The organism is Reichenbachiella sp. (genome assembly GCF_965223055.1).
Classification (GTDB): domain Bacteria; phylum Bacteroidota; class Bacteroidia; order Cytophagales; family Cyclobacteriaceae; genus Reichenbachiella.
Genome location: NZ_CBDCVM010000011.1, coordinates 381,833 through 399,673, shown reverse-complemented (window position 1 = coordinate 399,673; position 17,841 = coordinate 381,833). Strand labels below are relative to the sequence as shown.

The following is a 17,841-nucleotide window of genomic DNA, read 5'->3' as shown; positions in this document are numbered from 1 at the left end:
TATGAACGCAGCAATGATGCTTAAAAAAGATAAAGGTACCCAGTTCAAAATGCATCCTAAAAAGTTTGCACTTTGGTTGTTTATGGTATCGGTGGTGATGCTGTTCGCCGCATTGACCAGTGCGTATGTGGTGAAGCAATCGGATGGAGTCTGGTTAGATTTCGATTTGCCGATGGTATTTGATATGACTAGTATCATCATTGTGATTAGCAGCGTAGTGATGCAATTGGCTTATTACTTTGCTAAAAAGGATGAAATTGCAAAAATGAGAGTGATGTTGTTGCTCACTGCAGCAACAGGCATAGGATTCTTAGTTGGACAATATTTGGGCTGGCAAGCCCTGGTGGAACAAGGCGTGTATTTTGTAGGTAATCCTGCAGGATCTTTCTTGTATGTACTCACGGGAGTACACGGCTTTCACCTCATTAGTGCATTGATATTTATTGCAGTAGTGGCTGTGGCCGCTTTCAAGTATAAAGTACATTCCAAAAGTTTAGATCAGCTCGAAATGTGTGCCACATATTGGCATTTTTTGGGTGGACTTTGGTTGTATTTATACTTATTTTTGACACTTAATCATTAAAATTAAAATTTCAGATCATGGCTGGTTCAGCAGTTGTAGTAGAAGAAAATAACGAGAAATTATGGCGGGGCGGTGTTGAGCCGATGAAAGCCAGTTATGGAAAACTGATGATGTGGTTTTTCCTTCTTTCAGATGCATTTACGTTTTCCTCTCTTTTGGTGGCGTATGGATTGATTAGATATAGTCATCCGGCATACGAAGGAGCTATCGAAAACTTTGCTTTTTCACAAGAATATTGGCCAGTACCTGATATGGTATTCAATGGTATGCCATTGCTACATGGTATTCATTTGCCTTTAGTATTTGTAGGTATCATGACATTCATACTCATTATGAGTTCTGTGACCATGGTATTGGCAGTAGAAGCTGGACAAAGAAATGATAGACAGGCAGTAGAAAAATGGATGCTTTGGACCATTGTTGGTGGTTTGACTTTCTTGGGCTGTCAGGCTTGGGAATGGACGCATTTCATTGTTGGTACTGACGAAGGTGGAAAGCTACTAGATGGATCAATCTTCTATGGAGCTAACCTTTCGATGAACCAATATGGACCTCCAAATTTTGCAGCTTTATTCTTCTTCATCACTGGATTCCACGGATTTCACGTATTCAGTGGAGTAGTGATCAACTTCATTATCTTCTACCAAACAGTAGTAGGTAAATTGGAAAAAAGAGGACACTACGAAATGGTAGAGAAAGTAGGATTGTACTGGCACTTTGTAGATTTAGTTTGGGTATTCGTATTCACCTTCTTCTACTTGATATAAGATTTTAAAACATTTCATACAATGGAAATAGAAAATAAAGGAATGGAAGTAATTCCAGCAGATAAAGCGAAGATCAAGCACATTTGGATGGTGACTTTGTACCTGTTTTTGATAACAGCGGCAGAATTTGTGGTAGCATTCAACCTGCCTGCAAGCCCTATCAAAACTGTGATCTTTATCGTGATGACAATTGTTAAGGCATATTATATTATGTCTGAGTTTATGCACTTGGGTCATGAAACCAAAGGATTGAAGTGGAGCATAATTGCACCATTGGCCTTTGTGGTTTGGCTAATTGCTGCTTTATTGATTCAAGGAGATGCCATCTTTGCCGCTATCTACGGCGGATAATTCGAAAAGAACTAGATTAAAATGCCGTTGAGAGACGGCATTTTTTTTTTGCTATAAATGAACAAAACTAAATCCATCATACTTTTTCTGACCCTGATCTTTCCAGTATTGATCTATTTGTTCTTACAAGGGTTTGGAAAAAACGAATTTGATATTCCAATTTACTTTGAAGGAGGTATTACCTCTCCATTGGGCGATTGCCCTGTGCTACCTGCAAGCCAGTTTTATCAGTTGGATAAGTCCCATTTAGAGGATGTATTGAAAGAAAGTGTAATCGATGGACAGTTTGCAGTATATGAATTAGGAAATACAGAAAATGAGCTGTTGAGAAACAATCTTTATACTTTTCTCGAGAAGTATAAAGAGAGAAAAGACATAAGTTTAATTTCAATTAAAAAGCTTGAAGACACTGCAATTTCTACTTCTCGTTATGCGTCCTGGAAGAGATATAATCTGCCTGATAGCGATTTGATGCGCTTAGGAAGATGTATATTGCAACTGGATTTGAATGCTCAGATGAAAGCCGATAGTGGCTTGGTATTAGTGGATCAGAATAGACGGATTAGAGGGTATTATGATCCTTATGAATTAAAGGAGATTGATCGACTAAATACGGAATTATATATTCTTTTGAGTAAGTAAAACTCACAATAACTTAAAGAAGATGAAAGATAGTAAAGTAGCATTGTTGGTAATTGTCCTGCTCTCTATTGCAGTGCCGGGTTTAATTGGGGTATTTCTTTTCTCACCATATAAGATTTCTGCTGATTATGTTTGGTTGAAGGATATTCCAGCATTTAATGCCTTTGTTAATACTACAACTGCAATTTTCTTGTTTATGGGAAAGAGATATGCGAGACAGGGCGAAATCCTATGGCACAAATTCTTCATGTCTTTTGCTTTGACATTGGGAATTATTTTCGTGCTAGCCTATTCGATATATCATTCTACAAGTCCATCAGCCATATATGGAGATGCCAACCTGAATGGAATACTTGAACATGGGGAAGAAGTGAGAATTGGAAACTTGAGATACTTCTATTTGACCGTTTTGTTTTCTCATATCGGCATGTCTTTCATTGTGATACCATTCGTTCTATTTGCTTTTTATTATGCCATAGCAGGTGAAATCGAAAAGCATAAAAAGACAGTGAAATACACCTGGCCGATTTGGATGTTTGTTTCAATCACGGGAGTTTTGGTTTATTTTCTCGCAAGGCCATACTATCCTCTTTAATATTCGTCAAAACCATTTGACTAGTAACCCAATCAAATGAAAAAGGCAGTCATTTTTATCGGTTTGTTGTTTAGTGCGGTAGCTGATTCATTGGCGCAATGTGCCATGTGCAAGACAACTATTGTGAATAATGTAAGTCATGGGGAGTTGAGTCTCGCAGAAGGACTGAACTTTGGTATCATGTACTTATTTGTCACTCCTTATTTGGCCATCATTGTCATTGGGATTTTGTGGTATAGAAAAAGTAGAATCCATGCAAAGAATAAGCTCAAGCGAAGCACTCCTGTCTTGTAAATGCCCTCGTTGTAGAGAAGGCAATATGTTCAAACACTCTTTGAAAGAGAAATGGTTCAATCTGGAAATGCATGATAAGTGCCCTCAGTGTGAGCAGACGTATGAGCCTGAGCCAGGCTTTTATTTTGGTGCCATGTTTGTGAATTATGCTTTTTCAGCCGCCATTACGCTGACCACCGGATTTATCCTATATAACTTCTTTAATAATCCGGATACTTGGGTGTATATGACGGTAGTGATGAGCTTTGTAGCCTTGCTTTGGCCTTTGATGTTTAAGTATTCCAGGGCTATTTTCCTTCACCTTTTTGGTGGTATTAGATTCAAACCTAAATACTCTGATTAGGATTATTTTGTGTATTTTGATTGACTGATTAAAAGTCAAGATTATTCATACCAACAAGTACATATTTTCTGGAATTGCATTATCCGCCGTAGCATTTGCGGTCTTGGCCTATCTCATCGTATTTTCTCGAATAAACGTAGAAGAAGAAGCGGTCAACATCGAACAAGCCATTGAGGAAATTTATGACAGGTTTGATCAGGCATATTCAATGGCTGAAGACCAAATACCCTTTTATAAACCCGTTCTCGGTATAGATTTCCTGGTATACAATCAGAAAGGGAAATTGGTTAGTTGGACTAATAACATACTAATTCCACCGCTAGAAGAATTTATCTTAGCGCCATCAGAACCTTTGCTTTCTTCCAGACAAGGGGAGTACTTATTCAAAACTTTTGATAGAATTACCAATGAAGGAGCCTATAAGGTGGTTGCTTTTGTGCCGGTTAGAAGAGTTTTTGATTCTTCGCTACGATCATTTCCTGGTGAATACAATCGAGAGATCATTCCTAATAATATTGAGATTGGTTATGGTCCTAACGCCATTCCAATTACATACAAAGGGAAGGAACTTTTTAGCGTTCAGTGGACGGGTAGGTCAAATTACACCCCTCAAGCGAATTACCTGATATTGCTTACCGTCCTTTTGTTTTTTGCGGGCCTTTATTTGATGGCCTATTATCTGGCACTAAGAATCAAAGAGAGAAAAGGGTTTGCCTCTGGGGCGATATTTCTGATGATGACATTTGTTTTTATTCGTGGTATCATGATCGGAGCCGAGTTTCCAAGTGCTTATTTTAGATTAGGCGTATTTGGTAGGTCTACCTTTAGATTTGAATGGTTTTTTTCCAGTTTGGGCGACGCACTTTTGAATGTGATAGCACTCAATTTGATTTTGGTATATGTGCTCGCCCAAAAGGACAATTTTCAAAATTGGATCAACAAAAAATGGTCATATTCAATTTCTTATTTGACTATACTCTCGGGCTATTTTGCATTTTATCTTTTTGCAGATACGCTGCAAATAATCTTAGCTCATTCACAAATCTCATTAGACATTACAGAATCGCTACAGTTTACTGTTGAAAGAGTTTTTGCCTATCTGCTCATTTCCCTCTTTGCTATTTTGTATTTTTTGATCACCTATTTTGGCTTTGAAATCTTTAGACATATAGACGGCAACCGACGTCAATTTTTGCGCCTTCATTTGGTGTGTATGTTGATTGCTGGAGTGATTCTTTTCAGGTATGACAATATAGCTTTAGTGCTGATTGGTAACGTGGTTTATCAAATCGTAGTTTTTCAATTCAATCTGCCAGCGAACTTAAAAAGATTGAAGTTTGATAGCTTAAATTATTTGATGCTATCTGCTATTCTTCTGGCATTGACCGGTTCTATTTTGATTTATCGATCATATGAAAAGAAAGAAACTGATAGAATCCGAAAGTTTGCTACTTATTTACAATTGGATCGTGATATCGATGGGGAATATCTACTATCTAACTTAATGTCACAAATCAAAAACGATTTGGTCATTAACAGTAAAATGATCAACCCACAGGCTCAACGAAAAAGCATCATTCAGCGTATTCGTCGAACATATTTCAATACATATTTCAATAATTATGAAATTGAAATCTCGCTTTTTGATGAAAAAGGTAATGCCATTTCAAGCAGACATGAAGGAAAGACCATTATAGACCTCAAACGAAGATATCAATCGCCAGCATTTGCGACTAGCTATGAAGATATCTACTACGATGGTCGGATGGATTTACAAAAGAGAAAAAAATTTGTATGCTTTGTTGAGCTAGAAAGGTATAGGAATGTTACCGGGTATTTGGAAATCGAGCTCCGTTTGAAGAAATTCTCAGGCAAAAGAGTCCTTCCTCAATTGCTCGCAGACCGATCTCAGCGTTCATCAAACGACTACGATTATGCCATTTATCAAGAAGGAAATTTGATTTATAAGTCTGGTGAATTTGATTATGAGTCAATTGTAAATGATGAAATGCTGGCGAAGCCTCAGCTGTATCTTTCGGGGATAGAGGAACAAGGCTTCTATCATTTGGGAGCAAAATCCGGAGCTAAGTCTATCCTGATTTCAAGCCCCGTTTACCCCGGGGTTAATATTATTTCGAATTTCTCTTTTTTGTTTGCCCTATTCCTTGGTGTGGCAAGTTTGATATTTCTTCTGAACTATCTGATTTTACCTGTAAAGATGGTTCAGTTGAGTTTTTCTACGAAAATATTACTCTATTCGGGAGCGTCTTTTATCATTCCTTTGGTTTTGGTCGGAGTGGCGGTAATGACCAGTACAGACGTTTCTAATAGAAAAGAAATTGATAAGTCCAACCTGAAGAAAGCATTGGTATTGACAGAAGATGTAAATGATTACCTCAGTGCATTTTACAGTAGGCAAATAAACAAAGAACAGCTCGAAAATGATTTGTACCAGTTGGCTCACCTTTCTGGAATGGATCTCAATTTATACAGTAAAGAGGGGCGATTGCTTACCTCCAGTACTCCGATGATTTTCGAATCCAACATTGTATCTAAGTTTTTGGTTGCAAATGCTATGGATGAACTCATCTTAAAAAACAAGGAAAGCTTGATATTGGATGAGTCGATTGGTGACTTCTTGTACAAGACTTCATACGCGTCAGTTTTATCACCAGAAACCGGGGAGTTGTTGGGTGTGTTAGCGGCCCCATACTTTGCATCAAAAAATCATTTGAAAAGGCAGCAGTTGCAGGTATTTGGGAATATCATCAACATATTCACCTTCGTTTTTATTTTATCTATCCTGATAGCCTATTTTATTATCTCTAAACTGACTAAACCTATTGTGGCTATTGCAGATCGCTTGCATGACACAGGTTTTGTTCAAGTGAATCAACCCATAGAATGGGAGACAGATGATGAAATTGGTACATTGGTGAATGAATATAATAACATGTTGAGCAAATTAGAAAGCACCAAGGTAGAATTAGCCAGGAATGAAAAAGAGGCGGCCTGGCGCGAAATGGCTAAACAAGTGGCTCATGAAATTAAGAATCCACTGACTCCGATGAAGTTGACTATTCAGCATTTGCATCGAATTTTGGGAGAAAAAGAAGGAGATAAAAAATCTCTTGAAATTTTATTAAGCCAAATTGATACATTGGATGAAATAGTGACATCTTTTAGCCATTTTGCTAAAATGCCAACACCTGAAAGAGAACCATTTGACATAAGAACGATACTTGAAAAGTCTATTGATTTACATGTTGATAAAACAATTGATAAGGAATTAGAGGAGGGAACGTTAATTATCATGGGTGATAAAAAATTGTTTGGCAGGATTTTTAATAACCTGATTCTGAATGCTTTTCAGTCAATGAAAACTGTAGAAAAACCTTCTTTATCTGTCACCATGTATCACCATGATGATAAAGTTAGACTCGAGTTCAAAGACCGAGGAGAAGGGATTCCAATGGACATTCAGGACAAAGTTTTTATTCCGAATTTCAGTACGAAGGAATCAGGTTCTGGTATTGGTCTAGCTGTAGCCAAGAGAGGAATAGAGCATGCGGGAGGTGATATTTGGTTCGAAACGAAAGAAGGGGTGGGGACTACTTTTTTCATTGAACTACCACTTTATCAAGCCTCATAGCCATGTTTTCGGCATTATTTCATCATGCCAGATCTGGTGCCCGAAGCTTCGTTTTTTGCTTTGGACTTATACTTTGGATCCAAACAGCCAATGCACAGAGCTCCTTGAGATGTTTGATGCTGCCAGCTGGACAATCTTCTGTTTCGCTTTTGGATAGCCTGGTGATTGACCCATCCTCAATCACACTGAATCCTGAAGTTCCATTTTCTTACGACGACCATAGCTTTCTATTGACTGTGAACACAATCAAAGAACCCATAGAGGTATGTTATCGTGTGCTGCCATTAAACAGAAGGAAGATATACGCGCATAAATCAAAAAATCTATATGACTCTACGGCTTCATTTAACCATCGCCCCACGAATAATAACTATGCCTACAAAAAGGAAGAGTTGTTTGAAACACCTGAAATTTATAAAACGGGTAGTTTGTCCCGTGGGGTTACATTTGGAAATTCTCAGAGTCTAAATGTCAATTCAGTTTTTAATTTTCAAATGGATGGAAAGTTGGCTGACAATCTAAATATCCGAGCAGATATTACAGATCAGAATGTTCCTTTCCAACCCGAAGGCAATACACTACAGCTCCGCGAATTCGATAATATCACTTTCGAAATCTACAATGATAAACTCTCCCTAAAAGCTGGAGATGTGGTGATCAACAATGGTAATTCCAATTTCATGAGACATTATAAAAATGTACAGGGTGGTCAATTTGATATTTCTTATGATATAAATGAAAAGGTCAGCGCAAAGTCCAGTTTGACGGTCGCCGCCGCAAAAGGACAGTTTGCAGATGTTACGGTCCAGGCCATTGAAGGACTTCAAGGGCCTTATCAATTGCCAGGGCCGGAGGGTCAACAATTTGTAGTGGTGCTTGCGAATTCTGAGCAAGTATATTTAGATGGAAAAATTTTGACCAGAGGATACAATCACGATTACATCATTGATTATAACCTAGGGGAGGTCACCTTTAATCCTACGATTCAAATCACTCAATTTTCACGAATTCGGGTGACATATGAATATTCAGACCAGAATTACAGTAGATCAATTATTAATGCTCGACAGGAAATAAATACGGCAAAAAGTAACTTTCATGTTGAATATTATAGAGAAAAGGACAACAAAAACAAGCCCCTGGCCTTTTTGCTCTCGGACGATGATAAGATTCATATGAGCCTGTCGGGTGATGATCAATTGCCAGTGCCGATAGAAGGAGGCAATGAAGCAGATTACAATCCAAACTTGGTGTTATACGAACGTCGGGATACGTTGGATTTAGATGGAAATAACGCTTCAATATATGTGTATTCCAGGGACTCTACGCAGCAGCTTTATCGAGTGTCCTTTTCAAGTGTAGGATCGGGTAATGGAAGTTATAAACTACTCATGAATGATGTCAATGGCCGAGTGTATGAGTGGATTTCACCTGCTTCTGGAGTGAAACAAGGAGATTATGAGGCGGTTCGATTTGTTCCTACTCCCAATTCACGGGAGTTGATTGTAGTGGGCGCTGAGACTAAGCTAACTAAGCATCTCTCCGCCTTTGGGGAATTGGCTTTCTCGAACCAAGACCTAAACTTGTATTCTACTATTGGAAATGAAGACAACAAAGATATGGCCTACAAAGTAGGTGTAAAGGCCACAGATGTACCTCTTTCTTCTATGCCTCGCTCTACTTTATCCGCTGCGATGGATTTTGAACATGATGGGGCTGATTTTCGTCCCATTGACCGTTATCGCGCTATGGAGTATGATCGTGATTGGAGCTATTCTGCTCCAGCTGATACATTCAGGACTGCAGACAATATTTTCAATAGTTCAGTTTTACTACACAGAGACTTTCAAAATTTGATTTCAGGCAGATTCTCCTTGCGACAAAAGGAGTTTGCAATAGATGGTTTTCAACATGAATTTGAGGCTAAGAAAAGCTTGGGCTCATTGAAATTGTCTGGCGGACATTTTTATTTGAAAAATGATAATTCTCTTGAAAAATCAAATTGGAAAAGGTGGTATAGTGAGATTTTTATGGACAGATTCTTCGTCGTTCCGGGGTACAAGATCGAACAAGATGAAAACGAAATACGATTGGCAGCAAATGATTCCTTGTATCGAACGGCCATGAATTTTACCGCTCATAATTTCTATTTGCGAAGCAATGATTCCTTAAAGGTGAAGTACCGGTTAGATTATACAATTAGAGAAGATCGCAATGTACAGCATGGGTTTTTAGTGCCTTTTACTCATTCGAAGACAGCGTCTGCTAATGCTGCCGCAAATATTAATACTTCAAATCGGCTGGATTTGACATTTACTTATCGTCAGGTCGATTATCAAGAGGCTTTTAGCCACCTGGAAAATGAAAACTCCATCCTTGGGCGACTCAATTGGCAAGGGGGGCTATTGGACGGTCATATTCGAACGGATTTGTCGTATGCCACTTCCAGCAGTAGAGAGATATTGCGTGAATTCATCTATGTAGAAGTGGCAGCGGGCGAAGGCACACATACCTGGCGCGACCTGAATGGAGATGGAGTACAGGACCTATCTGAATTTTTCGAAGCGATCAATTTTGATGAGCGAATTTTTATTCGAGTGTTTGTACCTACTACTGAATTTGTCAATGCCTTCAATACAGTATTTATTTTTTCTATCAATTCACAATTGCCTAGAAAGTGGAAGAATAGTGGTGGGCTGGGAGAAGTACTTAGCAAAGTGTCCAACAGATCAAGTGTGAATATCAATAAGAAAAATACCAATGATGATTTTGGGTCCCGATTTAATCCTTTTGAATTGGATATTGATAATGCGGATTTGATATACGTGCGAGATGCTTTGAGGACAGTGTTTTTTTATAATCGCTCAGGGAGGGGCTTTGGAGGAGATGTTGGATACCAAGTCAATCATTCCAAACAATTGATCTCGCGTGGTATCGAATCCAGAGCGAATCGTGAATATACTTTGAATCTTCGCTTTCATTTGAGCCAGGAGATCACCCTGACGGGAGGTTATAAACGGAGGCAAAACCAAAATGCGTCTCAGTACCAGACGAATAGAAACTATTTAATCAAGTCTGAAGAATACTTGCCGGGTCTCATTTGGCAGCCAGCCAATAACTTAAGATTTAGCACTTCTTATAGGTTTGCTATAAAAGACAATGTGCAGGTAGCTGATGGAAAAGAAAATTCTGCTATTCATGAAATGTTGTTTGAGTCTCGATGGTCAAATGGTATAAAAAATGCTTTAAACGCCAGTTTTAGATTGTCGGATATTTCTTTTGAGGGCGATTTGACCAGCGCGGCTTCCTATGAACTGCTCGAGGCCCTTCAGCCAGGTACTAATTATTCCTGGCAGTTTAATTACAGTCAGAAGCTGATTTCAGGTTTGCAAATGAATCTGGGCTATGAAGGCAGGAAATCAGAAGGCAGGCCTACCATTCACATGGGGAGAATGCAGGTGACAGCCCTATTTTAAGCAGATTTTTAATATCCGTTAACCGTTAAAACAGCTATATCTGTCGAAATTATACGGCACTTGGTATAATTAATTTTTATCTGCTCAGTTAATTATAGTACTTCGAATAGAAAAATAATCCAATCCTGTTATGATGTTACTTAGTTATCTCGTTAAAAAAGGGGACCAATTTTACTGGAGGGCGTTCAAACTTATCGCAGCGCTGATTAGTTATTCTTCATTCTTGATGTTGCTTTGGATCAACACCTGATTAGCCTCGCTGCCTTTTTACATTTCGCATCAGGTTGTTGGCAAAAATGAAATCCTGAAGTTCTTTTACTTCACAATCGAAAATAGATTCATTGTTGCCTTCCCATAGTTTCTGGCCCTGATAGATAAAGCTTACTTTATCTCCAATTTCCATTACAGAATTCATATCATGGGTGACTACTACAGTAGTGATATTTAACTCTTCTGTAATCTCTTTGATCAAGTTATCTATCGTGATAGAAGTTTGTGGGTCCAAACCTGAATTTGGCTCATCACAAAATAAGTATTTGGAATGGTTCACAATGGCTCTGGCGATACCGACTCGCTTTTTCATACCACCACTGATTTCCGAAGGCATTTTGTCATTTACATTAACAAGTTCCACTCTTTCCAAACAGTGGTTTACACGGTCTAGCTTTTCTTCTTTGCCTAAATCTGTGAGGACATTCAATGGAAACATGACATTCTGCTCTACAGTCATAGAGTCGAATAGAGCTCCACCTTGGAAGAGCATCCCAATTTCCCTTCTAATATCAGTTTTGAGGGTTTTACCCGCATTAGTAAAATCTCTACCATCAAAAAGTACTTGACCTTGGTCTGGTTGAATCAGACCAACAATATTTTTTAATAGCACGCTTTTTCCTGTACCACTAGCGCCAATGATAAGGTTGGTTTTTCCTTGATCAAATTTGATACTGATGTCTTTAATGACCTCTTTGTCATTGAATGACTTACTAATATTTTGTGCTTCAATCATCTTATAGCAAAAGTTTAGTAAGCAAAAAGTCGGCGGTCAGGATACCGATACAGCTATTGGTAACGGCTGCTGTACTGGCTTGTCCCACCTCTAATGCACCACCATTGGTGAAATATCCTTTGTAAGCTGAAATAGCAGCGACTACCAATGCAAAGGTGAATGATTTGGTCAAAGCGAAAGTTACATTATAGGGAACAAACTCATAACGAATACCATAAATGTATTCATAGCCCGTGAGTGTATCAGTGAGTGTGCCAGCTAAGAAGCCGCCCAAAATACAGAGGAAAGCTGATAGAATCACCAACATGGGGTACATCAAAAATGAGGCGATTATTTTAGGTAGAACTAAATAAGAAGCCGAATTGATCCCCATAACCTCCAAAGCATCGATCTGTTCGGATATTCTCATGGTTCCTAGTTCTCCAGCAATGTTAGAACCTACCTTGCCGGCATAAACAATGGCCATCACCGTAGGAGCAAGCTCCAATATGGTCATGTCTCTTACGACCAAGGAGATTACATAACTGGGGATAAATGGGCTGACCAAATTATAGGCCGTTTGTAGCGTGGTGACGGCACCAATGAATACGGACACGATAGAAACTATAAAAATTGAATTGATTCCAATCTTCATACATTCATCTACAGTTAGCCGGACGTAAGTGAGAAAACTCTCTCGTCTTACGAACATGGATCCGATAAATAATATAAAGCGCCCTATGCTTGCCATTTTATTTTTCTATTTCGCCACCAAAATAACAATTTTCGACTACCTCTCAGAATTTAAAATCACTTTACCGACAATTATTTTTGTAAACCTTTAATTTGCCCTTGACATAAAAAGAAATGCTATGAATAAGACAATTGTAGTGTCTGGTGGAACAAAAGGAATAGGACGGGCTATTATTGAAAAATTTGCTTCGCAAGGATTTGAAGTGGTGACTTGTGCTCGAAATCAAGACGACCTCAATGAACTGGTAGATGCTGTCAAAGGCACAAAAGTGTATGCGATGAAGGCAGATTTGTCAGACGCTGAAGAAGTGAAAGAATTCATTGGTTTTGTAAATGATTCTGTGGCTCACGTCGATGTGTTGGTCAATAATACCGGAACATTTATACCAGGTGAAATTCATAAGGAAGACTCGGGTTCACTCGAGTTGATGATCAATACAAATCTTTATAGTGCTTATCACCTTTCAAGAGGACTTATTCCAAAGATGATAGAAAATAAAAGTGGTGATATCTTCAATATCTGCTCTGTCGCTGGACTGAAAGCCTATCCAAATGGAGGTTCTTATAGTATTTCAAAATTCGCTATGCATGGTATGTCGTTGGGATTGAGGGAAGAATTGAAACCTCATGGCATTCGGGTGACAGCAGTCCACCCAGGGGCCACACTAACCGCCAGCTGGGATGGGGTAGATTTGCCAGAAGAACGGTTCATTAAATCATCTGATGTTGCTGATGCCATTTGGTCGGCCCATAAATTATCTAAAAACGCTGTGATTGAAGAATTAGTTATCCGTCCGCAGTTGGGAGATATTTAGAATAATTGACCTTAAATAAATTTCGGTCTAAAAATTCAGTGTAGGATATCATGATGAAATCCACTGTTTGATCCCGATGGATATCGGGTGAGTTTGGATTTCAATACCAGAGCGACTGAATTTTAGAAATTAATTTTAAGTCTTGATTTTTTTGATTCGTTTTTTCATCAAGGAAAAAATGAATGAAATTGGAACAGAATATGAAAGATTGATAATTAGTTATTTTATAACCATTTCATTCATCTCCTCACTATTTTTGCAATATGTCTGATTCACATAAATATTGCTCTTCTCTCACTGAATACAGGAGAAGAAAAACCATCGAAGTTAATATAGGCGGTGTGCCGCTAGGAGCGGAGAATCCTATTCGAGTGCAGTCTATGACTACCGTGGATACGATGGATACAGAAGGCTCCATAGAGCAGTCTATTCGAATGGTGGAGTCAGGTTGTGAATATGTAAGAATCACGGCACCAAGTATCAAGGAAGCTCAGAATCTGGAAGAAATCCGAAAAGGTCTTAGTGAAAAAGGGTATGATGTGCCTTTGGTGGCGGACATTCACTTTACCCCAAATGCAGCAGAACTAGCGGCTAAAATTGTAGAAAAAGTCCGCGTGAATCCAGGCAACTACGCTGATAAAAAGAAATTCGAAGAGCTGGCATACACGGATGAAACTTATGAGCTGGAGCTAAAAAGGATCAGAGAGAAGTTTGTACCACTGGTTAAACTGTGTAAAGAGCATGGCACCGCCATGCGAATAGGAACCAATCACGGTTCTCTTTCAGATCGTATCATGGGTCGATTTGGAGATACCCCGCTAGGCATGGTGGAGTCGGCTTTAGAGTTTCTTCGCATTTGCGAAGACCTGGAGTTTTACGACATTGTCATTTCGATGAAAGCGAGTAATACTCGTGTTATGGTGCAAGCTTATCGCCTGTTGGTGCATAAGTTGGAGGAAGAAGGGCTACGACCTTACCCTCTCCATCTGGGTGTGACCGAAGCCGGTGATGGAGAAGATGGCCGGATCAAGTCGGCTGTAGGAATTGGTGCTTTGCTTGAAGATGGGTTAGGGGATACGGTGAGAGTATCTTTGACCGAAGAACCCGAATTTGAAGCACCGGTAGCTCAGGCCTTGGTGGATCGTTATGCAGAGAGAGCAGGGCATGCTCAAATTGCTCCTTTAAGCCAAAGCCCGGTTGATCCATTTGTATATGAAAGAAGAAACACGAAAGAGGTATTAAATTTTGGCGATCACAATGTGCCAAGGGTCATAGCTGACTTTAGTGAAAATAAAAGTATTCAGATCAAAGACCTCAAGGAAATTGGACACTTCTATTTGCCTGAACCAGACAAATGGCGAATGAATGATACAGGAGCTGATTTCATTTACTCAGGTAGCCATCCGATAGATTTCATGCTGCCCAATGGATTGCAAGAAATTATTGATTTCGAAGTATGGAAGGATGTTTCGGATCAAGATAAAAAGTACCCTTTGGTTTCCATAGACGAGCTTCAAGCTATTAGCACAGCTCAAAAAGCATTTGTGTCTGTTGAAGCTGAAGAGTTGAATTGTATCGATACACTCAAAAATTATGATCAGGCGATTCTTTTGTTGCATACCAACAATACACACGCCATGGCATCGCTTCGTCGCTTCGTTTTTGAGTTGATTGTCAAGGGAGTGGATTTACCAGTAGTCATCAACTGGCATCATGAGATTACAGACAAAGAAAATTTTCAATTGGCTTCTGCTACTGACATAGGAGGTCTTTTGATCGATGGACTTGGGGATGGCGTAATGTTGGCAGGCAATGGCAGCAAGAAGGTAGAAAACGATACAGCTTTTGGGATTCTTCAGGCAGCTCGCACACGCATGACTAAGACAGAGTATATTTCTTGTCCGTCGTGTGGCAGAACCTTGTTTGATCTACAGGAAACAACCGCAATGATCCGAAAAAGAACCGACCATTTGAAAGGGGTTAAGATTGGCATCATGGGCTGTATCGTAAACGGACCTGGCGAGATGGCTGATGCTGATTATGGCTACGTTGGGTCGGGCAAAGACAAGATCACCCTGTACCGTGGACAAGAGGTGGTGAAGCGAGCTGTTCATTCTGACTATGCTGTGGATGAACTGATACAGATAATAAAAGACGACGGCAACTGGGTAGAGCCAGAAGCCATAGAAGCAATCCTGAACTAATGGAAGAAAAGAAAGAAAAAAGTGGTTTGAAGGAGTTTTTCTCGCTTGGAGAGGTGTTTGGTTACTTCTTTAGAAAAGAAGACCCGAACCAGAAAAAAGACATCAACCTCCGTATGATGCATGGCATCAACAAATTTGCGATTATTGCGTTTCTCTTGGGTATGATTTATTTCATCATCAAGAAAACCCTTTTGCAATAATGATCAATGTCGAAACCTACCGAAACTACTGTTTATCAAAACCCGGTGTAGCAGAAAGTTGCCCCTTTGGTCCAGACACGCTGGTGTTCAAAGTCATGGACAAAATGTTTGCCCTATCGTCCATTGACAAATTTGAATTTATCAACCTCAAATGCAATCCCGAACGAGCGCAAGAGCTCCGGGCCAATCATCCCGCCATTCAGCCGGGTTACCACATGAACAAGCAGCACTGGAATTCAGTTTATGTTGATGGTACGCTGCCAGACGAGCTGATCTACGAACTGATAGACCATTCTTATGAACTCATAGTGGATAGCTTGCCTAAGAAACTGAAGCTGGAGCTGGAAGGCCTCAGTTAGAATGCTTGATACTCTTATAATGAACAATTGAATATTCATGATTAGCCAATCCTGAGACGATAAGACCGCTCCTGTCGTCGAGATGACACAAAAAATAAATCGTCCCACTTTGACATTTCGAACGAGTAGACCGGAGGTAGTGAAGAGATAAATCTCATCAAGATTTTTACAACACATTATGACAATCAGATTTCTCTGCCGAATCATTGGGGTCGAAATGACAGGATAATTGGTAAAACCAGCCTTGCCTTCCCTAACTAACCAGCTCACTTCCCTTATTGAAACTTACGACTCCCTCAATCCAGGTTTTTAAACTGAAAGTAAGTGCCGTATTTGGTCTTATCAATATCGATAAAACCAAATACTCACACTTATGAAAACCAAAGTAAAAACACTGACATTAGGGTTGGCCGGATGCTTGCTCTTGTCGCTGACTCCAGGATTTAAATCATCCAACAAAAACCCTATGGATCACAACCACATCAGAGTATGTGGAACCAAAGGGTGCACATTCAAGACTATTTTTGGAGAGGAATCGTCTGAAGGACATAGCCATTTTAAAAACGTAGCCAAAGTCAAACATTCTGTCAACACAGGATTGAGTTACTTGGCTTCTGCACAACAAGAAAACGGAGGCTGGGGAGCTGGTAGTCACAGTTATCAGCACATTCGAGATGCTCATGCCGTGAGCACCGATCCTGCGACCACCGCCATGGTGGGTATGGCTATGCTAAGAACAAACAGTACTTTAGAAAAAGGGGAATATGCCAAGGCATTGGCGAAAGCCACTGAATATTTATTGCACGCCGTAGAAAGTACCCCCAAGGATAGATTGAAAATTACGGATTTGACCGGTACGCAGATTCAGGTGAAATTGGGAGATAATATAGATGCCGTGTTAGCTGCTCAGTTTTTCAATAACCTATTGGAGTTAAACGACTTGTCAGCTAAAACTGAAGACCGTGTGAGAGTGGCACTGGCCAGCTGTGTCAAGCGTATTCAATCCAATCAAAATCAAGATGGAAGTTTGAAAGGTGACGGTTGGGCTGGCGTGCTACAGTCATCATATGCCAATCAGGCCATTGAGGCCGCTCAGGTCAATGACATTGAAATCGATGAGGTCGCATTGGAAAGATCCAGAGAGTTTCAAAAAGGGAATTATGATGCTGGTTCGGGTAAAGTGAATACTGAAAAAGGAGCTGGGATCATGCTTTATGCAGTTTCTGGCTCATTGCGGGCGAGTGCCAAGGAAGCCAAAAAAGCGAAGGATATGATCGACGAGGCCAAACGAAAAGGAGAAATAGATGAAGATGCCGAGTTGTCCGAAGAATTATTAGAGCAAATTGGCTTGAGTGAAGAAGAGTCTTCAAGATTGACTACTAGTTTCAATGTATTCAAATCAGCCAAGGATAAAGCACAAGAAGACGAAGTGCTGAATGGATTTGGGAATAACGGGGGAGAAGAATTTTTAAGTTTCTTGCAAACCGGTGAGTCTATGGTGATTGCCGGTGGAGATGAGTGGACCCAATGGTTTGACAATACGGCCGGTCGTATTGTGCGCATTCAAAATACAGATGGAAGCTGGAGTGGGCACCATTGCATTACCAGTCCCGTGTTTTGTACCGCAACTTGTTTGTTGATCTTGTCTATTGATCAGGACATTGCTAGACTTCAGAGACTGGGTGATTCGTAGTAGAAATATTGAAGGTGGCCTGCTAAAGCTCCAGTGTGACATTTGGCTCATACTGGAGTTTCAGTATTTTTAAGGTTCGGTAATTCGTAAAAAAATTATTGTTTAACTTAGACTCAAACCAGTAGAAAG

The 17,841-nt window shown here is 39.7% G+C and carries 16 protein-coding genes; 14 read left to right on the top strand and 2 right to left on the bottom strand.

The genetic code is table 11. The annotated features are described in order from the left end of the window. Nucleotide 1 precedes the first annotated feature (1 nt). The 9 genes from ACOQO5_RS13115 to ACOQO5_RS13075 all read left to right on the top strand — a co-directional run bounded on the left by ACOQO5_RS13115 (nt 2) and on the right by ACOQO5_RS13075 (nt 10,703). Nucleotides 2–583: a cytochrome c oxidase subunit 3 gene (locus ACOQO5_RS13115; protein WP_420582143.1), complete on the top strand. Its 582-nt coding sequence runs from the start codon at nt 2–4 to the stop codon at nt 581–583. A gap of 17 nt (nt 584–600) precedes the next feature. Then, nucleotides 601–1,350 (top strand): cytochrome c oxidase subunit 3, encoded by a 750-nt coding sequence (locus tag ACOQO5_RS13110; protein WP_420582142.1) that lies wholly within the window; start codon nt 601–603, stop codon nt 1,348–1,350. A 21-nt stretch (nt 1,351–1,371) separates the two neighbouring features. Continuing rightward, on the top strand, nt 1,372–1,701 hold the full coding sequence (locus ACOQO5_RS13105; RefSeq protein WP_420582141.1) for a cytochrome C oxidase subunit IV family protein: 330 nt from the start codon (nt 1,372–1,374) through the stop codon (nt 1,699–1,701). Nucleotides 1,702–1,758: 57 nt separating this feature from the next. Then, complete coding sequence (locus tag ACOQO5_RS13100; protein WP_420582140.1) at nt 1,759–2,343, top strand: hypothetical protein; 585 nt, start codon at nt 1,759–1,761, stop codon at nt 2,341–2,343. Between the two features lie 22 nt (nt 2,344–2,365). Next, entirely contained in the window at nt 2,366–2,938 is a 573-nt protein-coding gene (locus tag ACOQO5_RS13095; protein WP_420582139.1) for a DUF420 domain-containing protein, read from the top strand. Between the two features lie 36 nt (nt 2,939–2,974). After that, nucleotides 2,975–3,232 carry a hypothetical protein gene (locus tag ACOQO5_RS13090; RefSeq protein WP_420582138.1) on the top strand — a complete coding sequence of 86 codons (258 nt, stop codon included), beginning with the start codon at nt 2,975–2,977 and terminating at the stop codon, nt 3,230–3,232. A 25-nt stretch (nt 3,233–3,257) separates the two neighbouring features. After that, a complete protein-coding gene (locus ACOQO5_RS13085; RefSeq protein ID WP_420582137.1) occupies nt 3,258–3,575 on the top strand; it encodes a DUF983 domain-containing protein in 318 nt (105 codons plus the stop codon). A gap of 103 nt (nt 3,576–3,678) precedes the next feature. Continuing rightward, on the top strand, nt 3,679–7,227 hold the full coding sequence (locus ACOQO5_RS13080; protein WP_420582136.1) for an ATP-binding protein: 3,549 nt from the start codon (nt 3,679–3,681) through the stop codon (nt 7,225–7,227). 2 nt (nt 7,228–7,229) lie between these two features. Then, nucleotides 7,230–10,703 (top strand): hypothetical protein, encoded by a 3,474-nt coding sequence (locus ACOQO5_RS13075; RefSeq protein ID WP_420582135.1) that lies wholly within the window; start codon nt 7,230–7,232, stop codon nt 10,701–10,703. Nucleotides 10,704–10,953: 250 nt separating this feature from the next. On the opposite strand, the gene ACOQO5_RS13070 is transcribed toward ACOQO5_RS13075, so the two are convergent. Together ACOQO5_RS13070 and ACOQO5_RS13065 are read right to left on the bottom strand one after the other, a co-directional pair. Further along, a complete protein-coding gene (locus tag ACOQO5_RS13070; protein ID WP_420582134.1) occupies nt 10,954–11,709 on the bottom strand; it encodes an ABC transporter ATP-binding protein in 756 nt (251 codons plus the stop codon). Nucleotide 11,710: 1 nt separating this feature from the next. Next, a complete protein-coding gene (locus ACOQO5_RS13065; protein ID WP_420582133.1) occupies nt 11,711–12,439 on the bottom strand; it encodes an MlaE family ABC transporter permease in 729 nt (242 codons plus the stop codon). Between the two features lie 121 nt (nt 12,440–12,560). On the opposite strand from ACOQO5_RS13065, the gene ACOQO5_RS13060 reads away from it, so the two are divergent. The 5 genes from ACOQO5_RS13060 (at nt 12,561) to ACOQO5_RS13040 (ending at nt 17,712) form a co-directional block, all read left to right on the top strand. Continuing rightward, the gene (locus ACOQO5_RS13060; RefSeq protein WP_420582132.1) at nt 12,561–13,256 is read left to right on the top strand and encodes an SDR family oxidoreductase; all 696 of its coding nucleotides are present in this window, start codon (nt 12,561–12,563) and stop codon (nt 13,254–13,256) included. Nucleotides 13,257–13,519: 263 nt separating this feature from the next. Next, entirely contained in the window at nt 13,520–15,460 is a 1,941-nt protein-coding gene (ispG, locus tag ACOQO5_RS13055) for a (E)-4-hydroxy-3-methylbut-2-enyl-diphosphate synthase (protein WP_420582131.1), read from the top strand. Then, a complete protein-coding gene (locus ACOQO5_RS13050; RefSeq protein WP_420582130.1) occupies nt 15,460–15,660 on the top strand; it encodes a DUF6728 family protein in 201 nt (66 codons plus the stop codon). The genes ispG and ACOQO5_RS13050 overlap by 1 nt, the downstream gene beginning before the upstream one ends. Further along, the gene (locus tag ACOQO5_RS13045) at nt 15,660–16,019 is read left to right on the top strand and encodes an MmcQ/YjbR family DNA-binding protein (RefSeq protein ID WP_420582129.1); all 360 of its coding nucleotides are present in this window, start codon (nt 15,660–15,662) and stop codon (nt 16,017–16,019) included. Before ACOQO5_RS13050 ends, ACOQO5_RS13045 begins: the two co-directional genes overlap by 1 nt. Before the next feature lie 373 nt (nt 16,020–16,392). Further along, nucleotides 16,393–17,712 carry a hypothetical protein gene (locus tag ACOQO5_RS13040; RefSeq protein ID WP_420582128.1) on the top strand — a complete coding sequence of 440 codons (1,320 nt, stop codon included), beginning with the start codon at nt 16,393–16,395 and terminating at the stop codon, nt 17,710–17,712. The last annotated feature ends 129 nt before the right edge of the window (nt 17,713–17,841 follow it).

What these genes read in the sequence shown, in the direction of transcription:
- ACOQO5_RS13095 (WP_420582139.1), top strand. Translation starts at nt 2,366, where the DNA reads ATGAAAGATAGTAAAGTAGCATTGTTGGTAATTGTCCTGCTCTCTATT.
- ispG (WP_420582131.1), top strand. Translation starts at nt 13,520, where the DNA reads ATGTCTGATTCACATAAATATTGCTCTTCTCTCACTGAATACAGGAGA.
- ACOQO5_RS13045 (WP_420582129.1), top strand. Translation starts at nt 15,660, where the DNA reads ATGATCAATGTCGAAACCTACCGAAACTACTGTTTATCAAAACCCGGT.
- ACOQO5_RS13090 (WP_420582138.1), top strand. Translation starts at nt 2,975, where the DNA reads ATGAAAAAGGCAGTCATTTTTATCGGTTTGTTGTTTAGTGCGGTAGCT.
- ACOQO5_RS13065 (WP_420582133.1), bottom strand. Translation starts at nt 12,439, where the DNA reads ATGGCAAGCATAGGGCGCTTTATATTATTTATCGGATCCATGTTCGTA.
- ACOQO5_RS13050 (WP_420582130.1), top strand. Translation starts at nt 15,460, where the DNA reads ATGGAAGAAAAGAAAGAAAAAAGTGGTTTGAAGGAGTTTTTCTCGCTT.
- ACOQO5_RS13040 (WP_420582128.1), top strand. Translation starts at nt 16,393, where the DNA reads ATGAAAACCAAAGTAAAAACACTGACATTAGGGTTGGCCGGATGCTTG.
- ACOQO5_RS13115 (WP_420582143.1), top strand. Translation starts at nt 2, where the DNA reads ATGAACGCAGCAATGATGCTTAAAAAAGATAAAGGTACCCAGTTCAAA.
- ACOQO5_RS13070 (WP_420582134.1), bottom strand. Translation starts at nt 11,709, where the DNA reads ATGATTGAAGCACAAAATATTAGTAAGTCATTCAATGACAAAGAGGTC.
- ACOQO5_RS13100 (WP_420582140.1), top strand. Translation starts at nt 1,759, where the DNA reads ATGAACAAAACTAAATCCATCATACTTTTTCTGACCCTGATCTTTCCA.
- ACOQO5_RS13085 (WP_420582137.1), top strand. Translation starts at nt 3,258, where the DNA reads ATGTTCAAACACTCTTTGAAAGAGAAATGGTTCAATCTGGAAATGCAT.
- ACOQO5_RS13060 (WP_420582132.1), top strand. Translation starts at nt 12,561, where the DNA reads ATGAATAAGACAATTGTAGTGTCTGGTGGAACAAAAGGAATAGGACGG.
- ACOQO5_RS13075 (WP_420582135.1), top strand. Translation starts at nt 7,230, where the DNA reads ATGTTTTCGGCATTATTTCATCATGCCAGATCTGGTGCCCGAAGCTTC.
- ACOQO5_RS13110 (WP_420582142.1), top strand. Translation starts at nt 601, where the DNA reads ATGGCTGGTTCAGCAGTTGTAGTAGAAGAAAATAACGAGAAATTATGG.
- ACOQO5_RS13105 (WP_420582141.1), top strand. Translation starts at nt 1,372, where the DNA reads ATGGAAATAGAAAATAAAGGAATGGAAGTAATTCCAGCAGATAAAGCG.